The sequence below is a fragment of the Neisseria sp. P0014.S009 genome, from assembly GCF_051958155.1.
Lineage (GTDB): Bacteria > Pseudomonadota > Gammaproteobacteria > Burkholderiales > Neisseriaceae > Neisseria > Neisseria flavescens_C.
Genome location: NZ_JBQCVS010000004.1, coordinates 48995 through 67238 on the forward strand (window position 1 = coordinate 48995; position 18244 = coordinate 67238).

Annotated in this window: 16 protein-coding genes and 2 pseudogenes; 3 read left to right on the forward strand and 15 right to left on the reverse strand. The window is 49.6% G+C overall.

Annotation, left to right across the window (positions count from 1 at the left end; genetic code table 11):
• Positions 1-48: 48 nt before the first annotated feature.
• Positions 49-1512: pseudogene (alaS, locus tag ACTHS4_RS04685) on the reverse strand (alanine--tRNA ligase); the annotation flags it as partial.
• Positions 1513-1956: 444 nt separating this feature from the next.
• Positions 1957-3114: pseudogene (gene alaS / locus ACTHS4_RS04690) on the reverse strand (alanine--tRNA ligase); the annotation flags it as partial.
• 239 nt (positions 3115-3353) lie between these two features.
• On the opposite strand from alaS (ACTHS4_RS04690), the gene ACTHS4_RS04695 reads away from it, so the two are divergent.
• Positions 3354-4484 (forward strand): polyamine ABC transporter substrate-binding protein, encoded by a 1131-nt coding sequence (locus tag ACTHS4_RS04695; RefSeq protein ID WP_440365555.1) that lies wholly within the window; start codon positions 3354-3356, stop codon positions 4482-4484.
• A 166-nt stretch (positions 4485-4650) separates the two neighbouring features.
• On the opposite strand, the gene ubiE is transcribed toward ACTHS4_RS04695, so the two are convergent.
• The 7 genes from ubiE to ilvD all read right to left on the reverse strand — a co-directional run bounded on the left by ubiE (position 4651) and on the right by ilvD (position 9964).
• Positions 4651-5388, reverse strand: a complete 738-nt coding sequence (gene ubiE / locus ACTHS4_RS04700; protein ID WP_004519946.1) for a bifunctional demethylmenaquinone methyltransferase/2-methoxy-6-polyprenyl-1,4-benzoquinol methylase UbiE — start codon at positions 5386-5388, stop codon at positions 4651-4653.
• A 29-nt stretch (positions 5389-5417) separates the two neighbouring features.
• A complete protein-coding gene (locus ACTHS4_RS04705) occupies positions 5418-5825 on the reverse strand; it encodes an MBL fold metallo-hydrolase (protein WP_283122316.1) in 408 nt (135 codons plus the stop codon).
• Positions 5804-6235 (reverse strand): gamma-butyrobetaine hydroxylase-like domain-containing protein, encoded by a 432-nt coding sequence (locus tag ACTHS4_RS04710; protein WP_070826936.1) that lies wholly within the window; start codon positions 6233-6235, stop codon positions 5804-5806. The genes ACTHS4_RS04705 and ACTHS4_RS04710 overlap by 22 nt, the downstream gene beginning before the upstream one ends.
• Before the next feature lies 1 nt (position 6236).
• The gene (locus tag ACTHS4_RS04715) at positions 6237-6470 is read right to left on the reverse strand and encodes a cytochrome b6 (protein WP_070826937.1); all 234 of its coding nucleotides are present in this window, start codon (positions 6468-6470) and stop codon (positions 6237-6239) included.
• Between the two features lie 76 nt (positions 6471-6546).
• Complete coding sequence (locus ACTHS4_RS04720) at positions 6547-7836, reverse strand: CAP domain-containing protein (RefSeq protein WP_070826938.1); 1290 nt, start codon at positions 7834-7836, stop codon at positions 6547-6549.
• 68 nt (positions 7837-7904) lie between these two features.
• Positions 7905-8036 (reverse strand): hypothetical protein, encoded by a 132-nt coding sequence (locus ACTHS4_RS04725; protein WP_256388404.1) that lies wholly within the window; start codon positions 8034-8036, stop codon positions 7905-7907.
• A gap of 68 nt (positions 8037-8104) precedes the next feature.
• Complete coding sequence (ilvD, locus tag ACTHS4_RS04730; protein ID WP_440365556.1) at positions 8105-9964, reverse strand: dihydroxy-acid dehydratase; 1860 nt, start codon at positions 9962-9964, stop codon at positions 8105-8107.
• Between the two features lie 278 nt (positions 9965-10242).
• Between ilvD and ACTHS4_RS04735 the strand changes: the two genes are divergently transcribed.
• Entirely contained in the window at positions 10243-10806 is a 564-nt protein-coding gene (locus ACTHS4_RS04735; protein ID WP_070585678.1) for a YceI family protein, read from the forward strand.
• Positions 10807-10903: 97 nt separating this feature from the next.
• Here the strand turns inward: ACTHS4_RS04735 and ACTHS4_RS04740 are convergent, their stop codons facing one another.
• Both ACTHS4_RS04740 and ACTHS4_RS04745 read right to left on the reverse strand, forming a co-directional pair.
• Positions 10904-11851: a bile acid:sodium symporter family protein gene (locus tag ACTHS4_RS04740; protein ID WP_070826940.1), complete on the reverse strand. Its 948-nt coding sequence runs from the start codon at positions 11849-11851 to the stop codon at positions 10904-10906.
• A 150-nt stretch (positions 11852-12001) separates the two neighbouring features.
• Positions 12002-12883 carry an NAD(P)H-hydrate dehydratase gene (locus ACTHS4_RS04745; protein WP_070826941.1) on the reverse strand — a complete coding sequence of 294 codons (882 nt, stop codon included), beginning with the start codon at positions 12881-12883 and terminating at the stop codon, positions 12002-12004.
• 53 nt (positions 12884-12936) lie between these two features.
• Between ACTHS4_RS04745 and ACTHS4_RS04750 the strand changes: the two genes are divergently transcribed.
• The gene (locus tag ACTHS4_RS04750; protein WP_070826942.1) at positions 12937-13593 is read left to right on the forward strand and encodes a cytochrome b/b6 domain-containing protein; all 657 of its coding nucleotides are present in this window, start codon (positions 12937-12939) and stop codon (positions 13591-13593) included.
• Between the two features lie 90 nt (positions 13594-13683).
• Here the strand turns inward: ACTHS4_RS04750 and ACTHS4_RS04755 are convergent, their stop codons facing one another.
• The 4 genes from ACTHS4_RS04755 to ACTHS4_RS04770 form a co-directional block, all read right to left on the reverse strand.
• On the reverse strand, positions 13684-14772 hold the full coding sequence (locus ACTHS4_RS04755) for a methyltransferase (RefSeq protein WP_003685414.1): 1089 nt from the start codon (positions 14770-14772) through the stop codon (positions 13684-13686).
• Between the two features lie 36 nt (positions 14773-14808).
• On the reverse strand, positions 14809-16512 hold the full coding sequence (locus ACTHS4_RS04760; RefSeq protein WP_070826943.1) for an AMP-binding protein: 1704 nt from the start codon (positions 16510-16512) through the stop codon (positions 14809-14811).
• On the reverse strand, positions 16509-17504 hold the full coding sequence (locus ACTHS4_RS04765) for a DUF4917 family protein (RefSeq protein WP_070826944.1): 996 nt from the start codon (positions 17502-17504) through the stop codon (positions 16509-16511). Before ACTHS4_RS04765 ends, ACTHS4_RS04760 begins: the two co-directional genes overlap by 4 nt.
• 159 nt (positions 17505-17663) lie before the next feature.
• Positions 17664-18203 (reverse strand): hypothetical protein, encoded by a 540-nt coding sequence (locus ACTHS4_RS04770; protein WP_371460081.1) that lies wholly within the window; start codon positions 18201-18203, stop codon positions 17664-17666.
• Between the last annotated feature and the right edge of the window lie 41 nt (positions 18204-18244).

The window sequence follows — 18244 nt, forward strand, 5'->3', positions numbered from 1 at the left end:
CTTTAACACAAAAGGCAGCCTGAATCCCTTTCAGGCTGCCTTTCTCCATCAAGCCAGCTTCGCGCTAACCCAATCTTTCACGCTATCAATCATGGCGGGCAGTTTTTCGACATCGCTGCCCCCTGCCTGTGCCAAATCTGGTCTGCCGCCGCCTTTGCCGCCGACTTGTTCGGCTGCAAATTTAACCAGATCGCCTGCTTTGACTTTGCCAGTCAACGGTTTGGATACGCCGGCGCACAGGGAAACTTTGCCGTCGTTGACTGCGGCGAGCAATACGATGGCTTGTTCTGATTTGTCGGTTAAATCGGTCACGATTTCGCGCAGGGCTGCGGCATCGGCTTCGATTTGTGCGGCAACGAGTTTGGCCGCGCCCAAGTCTTTGGCGTTGTCCAGGAGTTTGGCGCCTGCGTGGACGGCGAGTTCGGCTTTGGCGCGTGCCAATTCTTTTTCCAATGCTTTGGCGTGTGCCGCGCCTGCTTGGATTTTCGCCAGTACGTCTTTTTCGGTTTGGGCTTTGGTTTCGGCAATAATGTCTTTCACCAAACGCTCTTGTTCTTGCGCCCATTTGAGTGCATTCAGGCCGGTGATGGCTTCGATACGGCGCACGCCTGCGGCAATACCGCCTTCGCTGATGATTTTGAAGAGGCCGATGTCGCCGGTGCGTGAAACGTGTGTACCGCCGCACAATTCGGTAGAGAAACCGCCCATTTGCAGTACGCGTACTTCGTCGCCGTATTTTTCGCCGAAGAGCATCATGGCGCCGGTTTTTTGGGCATCTTCCATGCTCATAATAGCTGCATTGACGGCAACGTTGGCCAAAATGGCTTCGTTGACACGGCGTTCTACTTCAGCGATTTCTTCGGCAGTTACTGCTTGAGGATGGGAAATGTCAAAACGGGTGGATTCGGCGGTAACCAAAGAGCCTTTTTGTTCAACATGTTCGCCCAATACGTCGCGCAGGGCTTTGTGCATCAAGTGGGTCGCGCTGTGGTTGCGCATATTGGCATTGCGGATTTCGTCATCCACTTTGGCGGTAACGCTGTCGCCGACTTTCAGACGGCCTGAAGTTTGTACGCCGAATTGTCCGAATACAGCCGCTTTGATTTTTTGGGTATCGCGTACTTCAAAGCGGTTTTCGCCTGCAAAGATATAGCCGACGTCGCCGACTTGACCGCCGGATTCTGCATAGAACGGGGTAAAGTCGATAACGACGGCACCTTCATCGCCTTCGTTCAATTCGTTGACTTGCTCGCCGTCTTTGTAGAGGGCGAGGACTTTGGATTCGGTTTGACGTTCGCTATAACCTTTAAACTCGGTGTCTTGACCGTCGTAAGGCAGTTGGGCGTTGGCTTTGAAGCTTTGTGCGGCGCGTGCGCGTGCGCGTTGTGCTTCCATTTCGCGCTCGAAGCCTGCTTCGTCCAGTTCGATACCCAATTCGCGCGCCATGTCGGCGGTCAGGTCATAAGGGAAGCCGTAGGTATCGTAAAGTTTGAAGATCGTCTCACCTGCCAAAGTAGTTTTTTGAGTATTACTGCGTTCGACCAACTTCGGAATTAATAACTCTAATGCATTAATAAAATCATTTTTTTCTGATTCCAATTGATTTTTTTCTAAATAGCCAGCCCCCGTACTTAACGTACCTCCCGCTGCCGCAGCAGTTTTTAAAGAAATTTTGGTACCAAATACAAGATTAAATAAGAGTGCTGCACCTGCACCAACAGCAGCTCCCTTAATACTATCTGATAAGATATTTTTATCAACTGTAATTTGGTTTTTGTTTTCTTTTAAATATTGCTCAGCATTTCTCCAATTCTCATAATTAAACTTAAATGGAGTAATTTTTGATGAACTAGGAGTAAACAAGAGTTCCCAGTGACCATTAGTATTTAATGCTGAAGATACGGACATTGTTTCATTACTGTATGCGTTTTCTGAAACATGCTTACATATCGCATTAAATTGAACTTTAGAAAGCTCGTCATCAAATAATTTCAAGCCAGTTTCCAAAGTCTGTCCAAAACGGCTTTCTTCGTTTTTCAGGGCTTCTTCAATTTGCGCTTGTTTTTCTTTCAACTCAGGATACGCGTCGCCCATTACTTTCACCAAATCGGGCACGAGTTTGTAGAAGAACGCCTGTTTCTGACCGAGTTTGTAACCGTGGCGCACGGCGCGGCGGATGATGCGGCGCAGTACATAGCCGCGTCCTTCGTTGGACGGCATCACGCCGTCGGCAATCAGGAAGGAGCAGGAGCGGATGTGGTCGGCAATCACTTTCAGGCTCGGCTCGTCCATGCTGAACGGCGCGCCGGTTTCGCGGGCAACGGCTTTGAGCAGGTCTTGGAACAGGTCGATTTCGTAGTTGCTGTGGACGTGCTGCATTACTGCCGCCATGCGCTCCAAGCCCATGCCGGTATCGACGGACGGTTTGGGCAGCGGATTCATATTGCCTTGTTCGTCGCGGTTGAACTGCATGAATACGCAGTTCCAAATTTCGATCCAGCGGTCGCCGTCTTCTTCAGGGCTGCCCGGAATGCCACCCCAGATTTCTTCGCCGTGGTCGTAGAAAATTTCGGAGCAAGGGCCGCAAGGGCCGGTGTCGCCCATCTGCCAGAAGTTGTCGGACGCGTATTTCGCGCCTTTGTTGTCGCCGATGCGGACGATGCGCTCGGCGGGCATACCGATTTCGTTCAGCCAGATGTTGTAGGCTTCGTCGTCTTCGGCGTATACGGTTGCCAAGAGTTTGTCTTTGGGGATGTTCAGCCATTCGGGAGAAGTGAGGAATTCCCAAGCGAAGTGGATGGCGTCGCGTTTGAAGTAGTCGCCGAAGGAGAAGTTGCCCATCATTTCAAAGAAGGTATGGTGGCGGGCGGTGTAGCCGACGTTTTCCAAGTCATTGTGTTTGCCGCCTGCGCGTACGCATTTTTGCGCGGTAGTGGCGCGGTTGTAAGGGCGTTTGTCAAAGCCGAGGAATACGTCTTTAAATTGGTTCATGCCTGCGTTGGTAAACAGCAGGGTCGGGTCGTCGTGTGGCACGAGCGAGGAGGAGCGGACGATGGTGTGGCCTTTAGATTCGAAAAATTTCAGGAATTTTTGGCGTAGTTCGGTGGTTTTCATAATATCTCGATAAATTTTTTACAAGGATTTCAGACGGCCCTGACGGCGCGTTGCGATTAAAAACGAATGGGCGTTATCTTACCGCAAAACCATATTTCAAGCTATCGGCAGAAAGGTTTTAACGTCGCTTTCAGATGGCCTTAAGCGGGGCGATATCTTTTAACAATGAAGCCTATCCGCTCGGGCTTGCCTGCTTTATAATGCCTCTCTATTTTCAACCGGATACGCAAGGAATGATAATGACCAAACATCTGCCCCTCATCGTACTGGCTGCGCTGGCACTGGCCGGCTGCGGCGGCTCGGACAAAACTTCTGCCGACAAGGCGGCTCAAGCCGATAATCAAAAGGTATTGAGCATTTATAACTGGTCGGAATATGTCGATCCCGAGACGGTTGCCGCGTTTGAGAAAAAACACGGTATCGCAGTAACTTACGATGTATATGACAGCGATGAAACGCTGGAGAGCAAGGTGTTGACCGGTAAGTCGGGTTACGACATCGTGGCTCCTTCCAATGCGTTTGTCGGTAGGCAGATTAAGGCAGGTGCGTATCAGAAAATCGACAAGTCCTTGATTCCCAACTACAAAAACTTGAATCCTCAGTTGATGAAGCTGATGGAAGGCGTCGATCCGGGGCATGAATATGCAGTGCCGTTTTATTGGGGTACCAATACTTTCGCCATCAATACCGAGCGTGTGAAAAAGGCTTTGGGCACGGATCAGCTGCCGGACAATCAATGGGATTTGGTGTTTAACCCTGAATACACGTCCAAACTCAAGCAATGCGGCATCAGCTATTTGGACAGCGCGGCTGAAATTTATCCTATGGTGTTGAACTATATGGGTAAAAATCCAAACAGCAGCGAAACGGCAGATATTAAGGCGGCTACGGAAGTCTTGAAGAAAAATCGTCCGTACATCAAGCGTTTTACTTCGTCCGGTTTTATCGATGATTTGGCGCGCGGCGATACTTGCGTAACGATTGGCTTTGGCGGCGATTTGAACATTGCCAAACGCCGTGCGGAAGAAGCAGGCGGCAAGGAAAAAATCCGTGTGATGATGCCGAAAGAAGGCGTAGGGATTTGGGTGGATTCGTTTGTGATTCCGAAAGATGCCAAACATGTGGCCAATGCCCATGCGTATATCAATGATTTCTTAGATCCTGAAGTTGCAGCGAAAAACGGCAATTTTGTTACTTATGCGCCGTCCAGCAAACCGGCTCAAGAGCTGATGGATGAAGAGTTTAGAAACGACAATACGATTTTTCCGACCGAGGAGGATTTGAAAAACAGCTTTATCATGGTGCCTATCCAACCGGCGGCATTGAAATTTATGGTCCGTCAATGGCAAAGCGTGAAAGCAGGGACATAAGCTGATTTAAACGTATTAAGGCCGTCTGAATGGTGTAACCGAAATCCTTGATTTCGTTTTACGGTTGTTCAGACGGCCTTTGGTTTGTGCCAGATTGGCTTGGATAAGGTTTAAACACAAAGGGCGTGTCTATTAATCACGCCCTTTGTGTTTGTTTCAGACAGCCTTAGAATTTCACGCCTTTATGCAGGGCAACAATGCCTGCGCTCATGTTGTGGTAATCCACGCTGTCAAAGCCTGCGTCCAGCATCATTTGCTTCAAGGTTTCTTGGTCGGGGTGCATACGGATGGACTCGGCGAGGTATTGGTAGCTGTCGGCATCTTTGGCAATCAGTTTGCCCATAATCGGCAACAGTTTGAAAGAGTAGAGGTCGTACACGCCTTCCAAAGGTTTGTACACTTTGGAGAATTCCAACACCAGCAGGGTGCCGCCCGGTTTCAACACGCGGTACATTTCTTTCAGCGCGGCATCTTTGTGCGTCATGTTGCGCAGACCGAATGCGACGGAAACCAGATTGAAATAGTTGTCGGGGAACGGCAATTTTTCAGCATCTGCCAACGATACGGGCAGAATCATGCCTTCGTTGAGCAGGCGGTCGCGGCCGACCGTCAGCATGGAGGAGTTGATGTCTGTCAGCCAAACTTCGCCTTCTTTGCCCACACGTTTCGCCCAGCCTCGGGACAAATCGCCAGTACCGCCGGCGATGTCCAATACTTTGTCGCCTTTTTTCAGACGGGCGGTATTGATGGTGAAATGTTTCCAAACACGGTGCAGACCGCCGGACATTACGTCATTCATAATGTCGTAGTTTTTTGCCACGGAGTGGAAGACTTCGGCAACTTTGCCTGCTTTTTCGTCTTCGTCAACGGTAGAGAAGCCGAAATGGGTTTTGTGGTCGCTCATAGTGTCTGCCTTCTTAAAATAATACGGATTCAGATATCGAATACGTCGAAATCGCCAACCACTTTCGACGCGGGAAATATAGTTTGTGCCTGCCGCTCCAGCATCAGGCGTTGTTCTTCTTCGGTATAACGTGCGCTGATGTGGGTCAGGTAAAGTTGTTTCACATTGGCTTGCAAGGCCAGCTTGGCGGCATCGGATACGGTCGAATGGAATACTCGTTCCGCTGTCTCTTCATCGCCTGCCGCAAAGGTTGCTTTATGCACCAAAACGTCTGCATTTTGCGCGGCGCACACTGCCTGCGGACAGGCTTTGGTATCGCCGAAGATGGCTACTACCCGTCCTTTTTTTGGCGGGGAGAGGAATGCTTTGCTGTCAATGATTCTGCCGTCGTCCAATGTTACGGCTTCGCCTTTTTTCAGACGGCCTTTCCGCTGCAACCTCCGCTACCGCAGGAATGTGTGCGTTTGGGTTTTAAATCTTCGGCACTTTGCGTTCTGGACGCGCCGGCTTTTTCGAGGCGGTTGAGATAGTCTTGCCAAAGAGCGTCTTGATTGTGTGCCAGTCGGTAGAGATAGTCCCAATCGTAAAGGCCGCTGTCGTGGCCATCTGAAAAAGTAATTTTCAAGGCGTATTGGCCGACGGGGTCTAAATCGGTAATGCTGACTTCGGCTTTGCCTGTTTGCAAGACATCTTGACCTGGACCGTGTCCACGCACTTCCGCGCTGGGCGAGTACACGCGCAGGTATTCGGCAGGAAGGCTCTTGGCACCGTCAACATAGACCAAAGTCAGTACGCGCCGCTCTTGCTGGAGGCGGATTTCTTGTGGGATTTTATCGGCTTGGGTCATGTCATGCTCCGTTCTTTTTACGCAAATAGGCAACGCGTACAGAAAAAATACCGCCAAGTACGGCAAACAGCACGATTGCGTAGAGTGAAAACCGTACCAGGATCACTTGCGTGTCCGCTGTCAGCCCCAAAGGCAGCAACATGACGGCAACGAACAGTAAAAACGCGGCTAACATGGCGGCAATGCTGGCAAAAGCATAGCGGGTATTAGCTGCTATTTGCGGATGTTTGGTCATATTGGATAGCTTGCCGTAGGGTGGTGAGGCGGTATTTTATCAGCTTTTTGGTGCTTCATGCCGTCTGAAAACGGCTTTATTTCCATAAATAAAGTGTAATGGCGCGCCTGTCTTCGCCTTCGGGCATTAAGCGGATGCTGCTGCCTTTGCTTCCGTTGACACGGATAATGATGCCGCCCGCCTGCCGCTCGATAATGTCGAGTTGGGTGTCGCGGTTCATGCGGTAGTTGTAGCGTTCGCATTGTTTCAAGCACCAAAAATCCTGCCAATGGATAAAATATTTTTGTCCGGATTCGATGGCCAGCGTTTCGCCGCCTTTGACGATGAAGTAAGGATAATCGGGTTTTTGCGTGCTGAATGTCCATTCGGCCGTTCTGTCTTTTCCGTTTTGACGGTATTCGAACACGGCACGGTAGTCAGTGTAGTATTCCAATGGCTGTAAAGGAAACAGCGCAAATTGGCGTTCGGTCAGGAGGCGGTTTGGGTCATTATCTTTATCTAAGATTTTGACGTCTCTGATTTCTTTTGTGTCCTGATACAGTTTGAACGAACGCATTTTGACCGGAGGCAATTGTTCTGAGAACGCGATGCTGACCGGATTGCCGGTCATTTCATAATGCGGCATAGGGTCGGGACGTTCGCTGTGGAAAACCGGCGAAGCGAAATTGCCTTGCGGATAGGTGATGTAAGGCCGGGTTTTGCGGTTGGAAATTTCATCAGCATAAACAATGGCATGACCATGACAGGCATCTTGATAAAACGAGCGGCTGAGGTCGGAGAGAGGGCGGTTTTTTTGGCAGAGGCTGTTGAATCTGCTGTCGCCCTGATTGATGCTTAGCGCGATTTGTTTGCCTTGCGATTCAAATGCGGCTCCGGCCTCGTCGATATTTTGATCGAGTAAGGAGAGACGGTGGTAAATCGCCGTCATCAGGTTGTCCAGCTGATGTTGGGCAGGAAGGTGGTCGTTGATTTTTTCGTTTGGCGGGTGCTGGCCGGTGCTGACGTTTTCATGCACGCCTTTATAGGCATAACCGGCTTTGCGCGTGCGGTCTGATGGGCGTGGACCTGTATAAAAGGGATTGAGTGTATTGTGTTCGTCATGTCCGTCGTCAGGGTTTTGCAGCAGATAGCGGGCATGATTGCGTGCGGCGCGTTCGAGTGTGACTGAGTGCGCCAGTGCGGGCAGATTGGCTGAGGCGCGGAGGAAGTTTAAATACGCCAAGGCGTCAAAATCGGCAACGGCAGTACGATTTTGCGGCGATTGGGCGTAGATGAGCTGGTCTTCGGAATAGCGATGGGTTTCGTAGTATTGGAATATGCCGAGGGCGACGGCAAAACCGCCCAGCCAGTAAAGAATGTGTTTCATTATATGTACTGCGTTCAGACGGCCTTGAGCTACGGCTCTTTCCCCTTGAAACTCATGCCGTTAAATGATTATTTTGATAGCGGCTTGACTTGGAATGCTTCAGGATGGGATTTGAAATATTCGACAGCGATAAATCCGCCGCCAATAATAATCAAGAGGGCAATGGCCATGCCGATCATCGCTAAAATGAATTTGTCCATATTTGTCCGTTTGAATGAAGGCCGTCTGAAACACTTGAAAGCGTTCAGACGGCCTTAAGTCAGGTTAATTAACGTTCGATTTGCGATACGTCGCGTACTGCGCCTTTATCGGCGGAAGTCGCCATCGCGCCGTAGGCACGCAGGGCTGCGGAGACGTAGCGGTCGCGGTTTTCCGGTTTCCACGCTTTGCTGCCGCGTGCTTCCATTTCGGCGCGGCGTGCGGCAAGCTCTTCATCGGAAATGACAAGGTGGATGCTGCGGTTTGGAATGTCGATTTCGATGGTATCGCCTTCGTGTACCAAACCGATTGCGCCGCCTTCTGCCGCTTCAGGCGAAGCGTGACCGATGGACAGGCCGGAAGTACCGCCGGAGAAGCGTCCGTCGGTCAGAAGGGCGCATTCTTTGCCCAAACCTTTGGATTTCAGGTAAGAAGTCGGGTACAGCATTTCTTGCATGCCCGGGCCACCTTTAGGGCCTTCGTAGCGGATGATGACGATGTTGCCGGCGACGATTTGGTTGCCCAAAATGCCTTCGACTGCGTCTTCTTGGCTTTCAAACACGCGGGCGCGGCCGGTAAATTTGAGGATGCTCTCGTCCACGCCTGCGGTTTTCACTACGCAACCGCGCTCGGCGATATTACCGAACAATACTGCCAAACCGCCGTCTTGTGAGTAGGCATGTTCGACATCGCGGATACAGCCTTTTTCGCGGTCGAGGTCGAGGGTTTTCCACATACGGTTTTGTGAGAATGCTTGAGTGGTGCGCACGCCGCCTGGAGCCGCTTTGAAACGCTCGATGGCATGGGTGTTTTCAGGGTTGGTCACGTCCCATTTTTCAATCGCGTCTTTCAGTGTCGGCGCGTGGATGGTGTACACGTTGGTGTGCAGTTTTCCTGCTTTATCCAATTCTTTCAGGATGGCGAAGATGCCGCCTGCGCGATGCACGTCTTCCATATAGTAGTCGTGGTTGTTTGGCGCGGTTTTGCAGATGCAAGGTACAACGCGGCTCAGGCGGTCGATGTCTGCCATTTTGAAGTCGACACCGGCTTCGTTGGCAACGGCCAACAGGTGCAAAATGGTATTGGTAGAGCCGCCCATGGCGATGTCCATGGTCATGGCGTTTTCAAACGCTTTTTTGGTGGCAATGCTGCGTGGCAACACGGTTTCGTCATCTTGCTCGTAGTAGCGTTTGGTGATTTCGACAATCATGCGGCCGGCTTCGAGGAACAATTCTTTGCGGCCTGCGTGGGTAGCCAGATAAGAACCGTTGCCCGGCAGGGAAAGGCCGAGTGCTTCAGTCAGGCAGTTCATGGAGTTGGCGGTAAACATGCCGGAGCAGGAGCCGCAAGTCGGGCAGGCGTTTTGTTCGACTTCTTCGACTTGTTTGTCGCTGATATTGTCGTCAGCCGATTCGATCATGGCATCAATCAAGTCCAAACGGCGTTCGGGCTGAATATTGGCCACGCCGATAACTTTACCGGCTTCCATCGGGCCGCCGGAAACGAAGATGGTCGGAATGTTCAGGCGCATGGCGGCAATCAGCATACCCGGGGTGATTTTGTCGCAGTTGGAAATGCAGACCAGCGCGTCGGCGCAGTGGGCGTTTACCATGTATTCGATGGAGTCGGCAATCAGGTCGCGGCTGGGCAGGGAGTAGAGCATACCGCTGTGACCCATGGCGATACCGTCGTCAATGGCGATGGTATTGAATTCTTTGGCAATGCCGCCGGCTTTTTCGATTTCACGGGCAACCAGTTGACCCATATTGTGCAGGTGCACATGGCCCGGGACGAATTGGGTGAAGGAGTTGGCAATGGCGATAATCGGTTTGCCGAAGTCGGTTTCCATGACGCCGGTCGCACGCCACAATGCGCGCGCGCCTGCCATATTGCGGCCGTGGGTAGAGGTTTTGGAGCGGTATTCAGGCATTTTTGTTCCTTTGTTTTATGCTGAGGCCGTCTGAAATAGGCTGGTTGGTTGGCGGCCTGTTGTAGAAATAACTCGGTATTTTATACCAATTACGAGCGATGAAGCACGCTATTTTGTAATAAAACTAAACTGTATTTGCTTCACCTGAATTTGCTGCTCATTTTTTCAGACAGCCTGAAGTTTTCTTAAGATGAAACGCTGTCTTTCTTAGTTGCAAAAGATGATGGCATCAAAAAGTGATATGATAGGGAACTTCTCACATTTCTAAGGATAAGACAATGAAAAAAATCATGTTTGCATTGTGTTCAGCCATGCTGGCTTCTGCTGCGTCTGCCGCTGTTTATAAAGTGGACGAATTCCATGCTAATGCCCGCTTTGCCATCGACCATTTCAACACCAGCACCAACGTTGGCGGTATTTATGGTTTGACCGGTAATTTGGAATTTGACCGTGCCAAACGCCAAGGCTCTATCGATATCGTATTGCCTTTGTCCAAACTGCAAACCGGTTCTGACCACTTTACCCAGCATTTGAAATCTGCCGATATTTTCAATGCAGACAAATACCCTGAAATCCGTTTTGTATCCACCAAATTCAATTTCAACGGCAAAAAACTGCTTTCCGTTGACGGCAACCTGACCATGAACGGCAAAACTGCGCCGGTGAAACTCAAAGCCGACAAATTCAACTGCTACCAAAGCCCGATGTTAAAAGCAGAAGTGTGTGGCGGCGACTTCAGCACCACCATCGACCGTACCAAATGGGGCTTGGATTATTTGGTAAGTGCCGGTATGAGCAAAAAAGTTAACATCAATATCCAAATCGAAGCAGCCAAACAATAATCCTGCTTGATTTTAAAATAAAGGCCGTCTGAACAGGTAAGGCAGAAATCGTTGATTTCGTTTATCCCTGTTCAGACGGCCTTATGATTAAAGACGTTTAGGATTCTTTATTTTTATCGGCTTTGGCTGCCCAATAAGTTGCCAGAAGCGAGCCGGAGATATTGTGCCACACGCTGAACAATGCGCTGGGAACGGCAACAACCGGCGCGGCGGCAAAGTGTGCGGCGGCAAGCGCGGCGCCTAAGCCTGAGTTTTGCATACCGACTTCGATGGCCAGCGTTTTTTGTGCATCATAAGGCAGGCCGGTCCATTTGGCGGCAAAGAAGCCGAGCAGATAACCGATGCCGTTGTGGAGTACGACAACCGCGAAAATCAGCAGGCCGCTTTCAATAATCTTGCCTTTGCTGGCGCCGACTACCGCGCCGATAATCAGTACGATGGCGGCAACGGAAACCAGTGGCAGCGCGTCGGTCAGTTTTTCAGTTTTGTTGCCCAAGACTTTATGGACAATCAAGCCCAAAACGATGGGGAACAAAACCATTTTGACGATGGACATCAACATACTGCCCGCTTGTATTTCCAGCATTTCACCGGCAAGCATCAGGAAGATGGCGGGGGTCAGCAATGGGGAAATCAGGGTGGAAACCGATGTAACGGCAACCGACAAAGCCACATTGCCGCGCGCCAGATAAGTCATTACATTGGAAGCCGTACCGCCCGGGCAGCAGCCGACCAAAATCACACCGACTGCGATTTCGGCAGGCAGGTTCAACAGCTTGGCCAGCAGATAGGCGGTTGCTGGCATGATGGCGAATTGTGCAATCACGCCGATGATGACGGCTTTGGGATGTTTGAACAAAATGTCAAAGTCGGAGGGTTTAAGGGTCAAGCCCATACCGAACATGATGATGCCCAGAAGCCAAGGAATGTAAGGGCCGACCCATTTGAAGGTATCGGGTGCGAAAAAAGCGATACCGGCAAAGAGCGCAGCCCAAAGGGAAAATGTTTTTCCAATAAAGTTGCTGATTTTATTGAGGATACTCATGATAATATGTTGTGAAGTTGTTTTTAAGGGAAGTCAAGGATACACGTCTTAACCTTAATTTGCAAAATGACTTAAAAATAAACCAGGCCGTCTGAAAATAGAGATTGATTTTCAGACGGCCTGCAATTTGTATTTATGATATAGACAGTATTACTCTTTTGATAAAATATTGCGCAGCCATCGGGCGGCAGGTGCGATTTCTCCGGCGAGCATACCGGTTTCGATTTGGCCGCTGTGTTTGATGACATCGGCCGCCGCACCATGCAGCCATACGCCGGCGCAGGCGGCTTGGAATACCGGAATGCCTTGTGCCAGCAGGCTGCCAATCATGCCGCTCAAGACATCGCCGCTGCCGGCGGTGGCCAAACCGGCATTGCCGCTGGTGTTGGTATAGGTCATGCCGTCAGTTGCGGCAACTAATGTATGATGGCCTTTCAATACGACAGTCGCGCCATATTTTTGGCTGATTTCGGTTACGGCTTTGGGTCTGTCGGTTTGAACTGATTGAGTATTGGTACCGAGTAGGCGGGCGGCTTCGGCCGGATGAGGTGTCAGGATGATATGTTTGTACGATTTGAGGCGTTCGGCCAATTCGGGAGAACGGGCCAGCAGTGTCAAGGCATCTGCATCGAGCAATAAAGGCTGGTCATGGTGTGTAGACAGGATTTGTGGCAGCAGCTGATCTGATAATCCGTCCAAACCGAATCCGCAGCCGATTACCCGTGCGCTGACATCGTTGCGCTCCATCAGTTGGGCCGCAGTGGCGAGCATGATTTCAGGGCGTTCGGGAATGATGGCAAAAGGCAGCGTGGCTTGGTTGAAACCCACCCAAACCTTGCCGCATCCTTGATACATCGCGGCTGTGGCTGCCAAAACCACTGCGCCGCTCATTCCCGTTGCGCCGCCGATAATGGCAAGCGTGCCGTATGTGCCTTTGTGCGATTCTTGGGCGCGGGGGCGGAATACGTCGGGAAATGCTAAGGCCGTCTGAAAAGCTTGAAGCGATTCAGGAAGCGTGTAGATGGGCTGCATGGCGTAACCTTCCAAGATAAGAAATTTAATTTTAAATCAGAAAGTAAAAGGTAATGAAGCAAAAAATAAAAGTTTGGGACGCACCTACGCGCCTGTTCCATTGGCTCTTGGTGTTATTGATGGGATTCATGTGGTACAGCGCAACCCAAGGCGGCGATATGCTGGTATGGCATTTGCGCGGCGGTTTGTTGATGCTGGCGTTGGTGGTTTTCCGCTTGTGCTGGGGGATATGGGGCAGCGATACGGCAAAATTCTGCCGATTTGTGCGTCCGTTCTCCGAAATCCGCCGCTATACGCAAGGCCGAATGTCTGAAGACGAATTGGTCGGCCACAATCCTTTGGGCGCGCTGATGGTCATCGCTTTATTGGCCGCCTTGGTTTTTCAGACGGCCACAGGTTTATTTGCCGCCGATGAAAATACGTTTACCAATTCCGGCTTTTTAAATCATTTGGTCAGCGAACACGCCGGTACGCTGGCGCGAAAAATCCATGTCAATTTCTTTAATGTTTTAGCTGTTTTGGCGGGTGTACATATCGCGGCTGTTTTGCTGTATCGCTTTGTGAAAAAACAGGATTTGATTACGCCGATGATGAGTGGCTTTAAAACTATTGATGCCCAACAGCCTAAATTGGCAGGAATGGGACAACTGCTTGCCGCTTTGTTGGTAGCGATTGTGTTAGTGTGTGCAATATGGATGTTGCGCGGCTGATGTTTTAAAACGGATACCAAAAACAAACCGACCCCGATAGCCGAAATGGCTGTTGGGGTCGGTCTCTTTTTAGGGTTTAAAAGATGATGTTCAGACGGCCTTAACGCAGCGCAAGATGCTGTGGCCGCGGCCGATGCCGTCTGAAATTTCCGCTACTTTCAACCCGGCTTTTTCAACGCAACGGATCAGGTCTTCAGAATGGAAGATTTTGCTGTTGCCGTTGGCCATGGCAGTGAAATACAGGCTGGTCATGGTCAGGCAGTAGGCAGCGGTTTCGTAGCGTTGTCTGTCCCAGAAAGGCTCCATGATGTAGAGGCTGGTGTTTTCGCTCATAGATGCAGCGGCGCGTTGAAGAATGCTGGTGGCTTGTTCTTCGGTGAAGCAGTCTAGGAATTGGCTCATCCAGATCGCGTCAAAACCGGTCGGGAACGGAATCTCAGGATCAAGCAGATTGGCCGGATGGGCGTGGATACGGTCTGCGCCGTTTTTACCTTTGGTTGCTTCGCGCATCAAGCCGATTTGTTGCGGCAGATCCATGATGGTTACTTCGACTTCGGCATTGTGGTTGACGCATTGTTCCGCCCAGCGGCCGGTATTGCCGCCGACATCGAGCAGTTTTTTAACCGGTTTGGCGAACACGGTGTTGAGTGCTTCGGCGAAGGAGTTGTCGGAATAATAATGGTCGAATGCAAACCATTTTTCTTGCGCGATGCTTGGCAATGAAGACAAGCCTTCGTAAATGGTTGGCCAGTCGCCGAATACTTTCAGGCCTTCAGGCTTGCCGGTTTGCAGGGTTTTTTCTAAATCAAACATGCCTTGGTAGCAGATTTCCTGTGTGAAATCCATGTTGACGCGGGCCATTTTGTCTTTGAGGACAAACCAACCGGCCTTACTGATGAAATAGCGGTTGTCGCGAGTCAAGACAGTGCCGATAGACAGCGAAGCTTCCAGCAGGACTTGTGCCGCGTAGTTGCTGATTTTCGCTTTTTCAGCAATTTCGGCTTGAGTGAGGCCGTCTGGATGGTCGTTCAGCAAGTCCAGAATGCCAAATTTCACCATCAGGCGGGAAACTTGGAACACAATCGGTGCAAAAGCGATTTCTTGAGCCAGACGTTGAGCCTCGCCTGCGGACTGGTGTTCGTGGGAATAGCGTTGTTCTAGGGCAGGGAAGAGTTGCATATTGTTGGTTTTCCACTAAAAAGTTAATAGGTATATTCAGACGGCCTCAAACACAATCCGTCCTGATGCACAAGGATGCTCTCCGTTGTTAATTTTAAAGCTCAGTTTGTTTTTGCCTTCATCGTATTTCAGTTCTACCGACACTTCATCATGAGGACGGATAAACTGCTGATATTTTAGATTTTCGATGCGGATGACACGCTGTTTGCCCCATGGCTTGGGCGCAAACAGGTTGCGTACCCACTGCAACTCGACCACGCCGGGAACCAGCGGGAAGGTGGCAAAATGGCCGCCGAAATAAACCAAATCCAAGGGCACGCGGCCGATAAAAGTTTCGGTATTGGTTTCATCGTCAGATGATGTTTTCGACCAAACGGGAGAAGTTTGGGCAACGGTAAAGGCCGTCTGAAAATCCGACGCGGCTATTTTGGCTTGGGCATTGCGCGGCAGGTTGTCGGTAAAACGCCAGTAACGCGGCAGGGCGATGGTGTCCTGCGTGGCGGCCAGATGGCGTTTGAGCGTATCTGCGACCGCAGCGCGGCCTTTCTCGCGCAAGGCAGAGATACCGTCTGCGTTCAATGCTGCCCATATGGCAATGCGTTGATGTTGGGGATGGCGGCCGCAATGGGCATCGGCAATCCAAGGGTGTTGTAAAAGTTCGTGTTCGATTTGGGTCAGCGACACGCGTTTGTCCTCAAATTTAATAATACGGTCTTGGCGACCGAGTAACAGAAAACCGTCATCTTGCGGCTCGATCAAATCGGCGGTTTGGCGGCGCTCGGGCGACCAAGGCGAAGAAGCCCAAAGTGCGCCTTCTTCGTTTTGCCCGATTTCCACACCCTTAAAAGGCTGCCATTCTTGGCGTTCGCAACGAGAGGCAATCACGCCGGTTTCGGTACTGCCATAGACTTCAAACGGGCGCACGGCAGCCTGTTGCAGCAAATCCGCCGTGGTTGCGGGCAATGCGCCGCCGGCCGAGACAATGCCTGCAATTTTATGGCCGATACTCTGCCAGTTGCGGTTTTCACCCAAGCGGTTGAGTACGGCCGGACTGGCAATCCAAACCACTTTATCGTGTGCGGCTGTGCTGGAAAGTAGGTTTTCCGGATAAACCGCCTGCTGTCGCTCCATAGTCCAAACCATTGTCAGCGCGAGTGCGAAGCGGAATGTGAAGCCGTAAAGATGCTGCGGAATCACGCTGCCGATCACGGTTTCACCGTGTTGTCCAAATGGCAGCGTATTTGCCAAAGTCAGGGCTTCTGCCTGCATTTGCGCGGCGGTTTTCACAATAATCTGCGCTTCGCCGCTGGAACCTGATGTTTTCAGCCATGCTTCGGCATGGTCGGGAATCAGATGGTTTTCAGGATAGGTGTTCAGTCCTTCCGATTCTGTTTGAGTCAATACATCAGGCAAGTGCCATATGTTCAGGCCGTCTGAAGATAGCTTTTTATCTGTTGAATCTGTTAAAAACGCCTCTGCCGTTTTCCCCCACTCCAAATTGTCTTGCGCCAAATTGGGCAGCAATAAAACCTTTCCACCAGAATGCCACACTGCCAACACGGCACAGGCAAACAGCGCGGCATCGTCAAACCACAACGCGGCAGTTTGCACGCCTGCCTGTTTCAGACGGCCTGACAGATGAAAAACCGCACGGTTGAAATCAGCACGCGTCCAATTCGGATGCGTGGCGATAAGGTCGTGTTGGGGTAGGTCGGGGGATAGGATTTGGGTTAGGTTCATGGATGAATCCAGCAGTTGCTGCTATCACTATCAAAAAATTGAATGTTGATATTTCCAAAGTGTCTCTGAAGAGTAGTATTAATATACTGACAATAATCTTGGTTATTATTATAAACAGAAACAGCAATATTTCTTATTCCGCAATTTCTTAATTTTTCCAATAAATGTAGGTCTTGTGAACCTATGCCCCATCCATAGATCACTAAACTATCTTTGGGTTCTGGTAATACTTCTCTGTAAATAGTCGAAAAATAAAAGCTATTATGAATAGAATTTATTTTTTGATTTGCTGTTCCTTCACTGATGAATAATGGAACAGTTTCCCCACGATTCCAGCCGTCAAGTATTAAATCGAGCAAACCAATTCCATTGTTTTCTATTTTATATTCAGAGCCATAGAATTTCTTTCCTAACGCTAAATTGCCATGAAGATAAAATACAAGTGAAGTAAATCTATTTCTATTGATAGGCTCTCTAAATCTTTTCCAATTTTCATCAAAATTTCTATTTATAAAACAATCTTTTAAGGAGAATCCATCATTAATGTTTAAACCATGCATTAATGCCCAATATACAATTAAATCGTAATTTAGGGAAATAATGGTATCAAATTGCTTGATAAAGTTATAAATGTTGTTTAAGAAAGGTTCTACTTCCTGATAACTTGGATGTATGCTTCTTACGGTTGCTATTAAGCCATTTCTTATTTCTTCATATACTTGACTGAGATCGGTATTATTTATTCGCAAAATTTGATTTACATTGTGGGCTTGCCAAATTCTACGTAGAATTAATTCAAAATCATAGGTTTCAAAAAAATTAAATAATCTATTTATACGTTCATTATTTAATAAATTATTGTTAAAAGCATGCTGTAGTAAAGACTGATAATTAAATTGTCGGTTAACTGCAATACTTGCCCCATTCCCTAGAATTAAGGTTGATCGATTATACTGTGCACGAATATCATCCCAATCTTCTATTTGACACATATGATTACCTTTCTTTAATTAATTATAAGAAAATAAGTCTAGTTATTAGACTTTTATTTAAAACCTATCATGATCACTTCTCCATTTGTAAGTGAATGGAGTTGGCATGTGAATGCATATCATTATTTTGTCAGTATGGACACCATTTTTTCAGACGACCTACACTTTCAATACAATTTTCCGATACACCCACTCTCCGGCAAACAAAAGCCCCATCAACACATACGACACGATGCCCGTATAAGCCGCCCACCAATCGTAATATTGCAAGCCTGCCAAAATGGCGGCGGTTGCGCCGTTGAAGATAAAGAACGCGCACCAGATTTGCGTAACGCGCCGAGTGTGGCGCACGCCTTCGGGGGGAAGGTCGGGATGTTGCAATCGGGCGAGGCGTTCGATGACGGTTTGTTTGGCAAACAGGCTGTCGCCGAAAACGGCAAGCATCAGCGCGTTGACGGCAACGGGATACCAATACATCGAGTCAGGCCGTCTGAAAACCAGTACCGCCGCAAAAAAAGCAGCAAGGATAATCGCCGTAATGCGTTGGGCTGTGGTTTGCGGCATGGCGGCGCGTATCAGCCATAACACACACATGGCCGCGGCAAGCCAGAAAAATGCGCCGTTTTCCCTGCCGTAATACCATAGGAGCGGATAGGCAAGGCTGGCAAGGGTCAGTAGGAGTTTTCCTAGTATTTTCATGGTTGCGATTGATTTTCAGACGGCCTTGCCGATTGACAAGG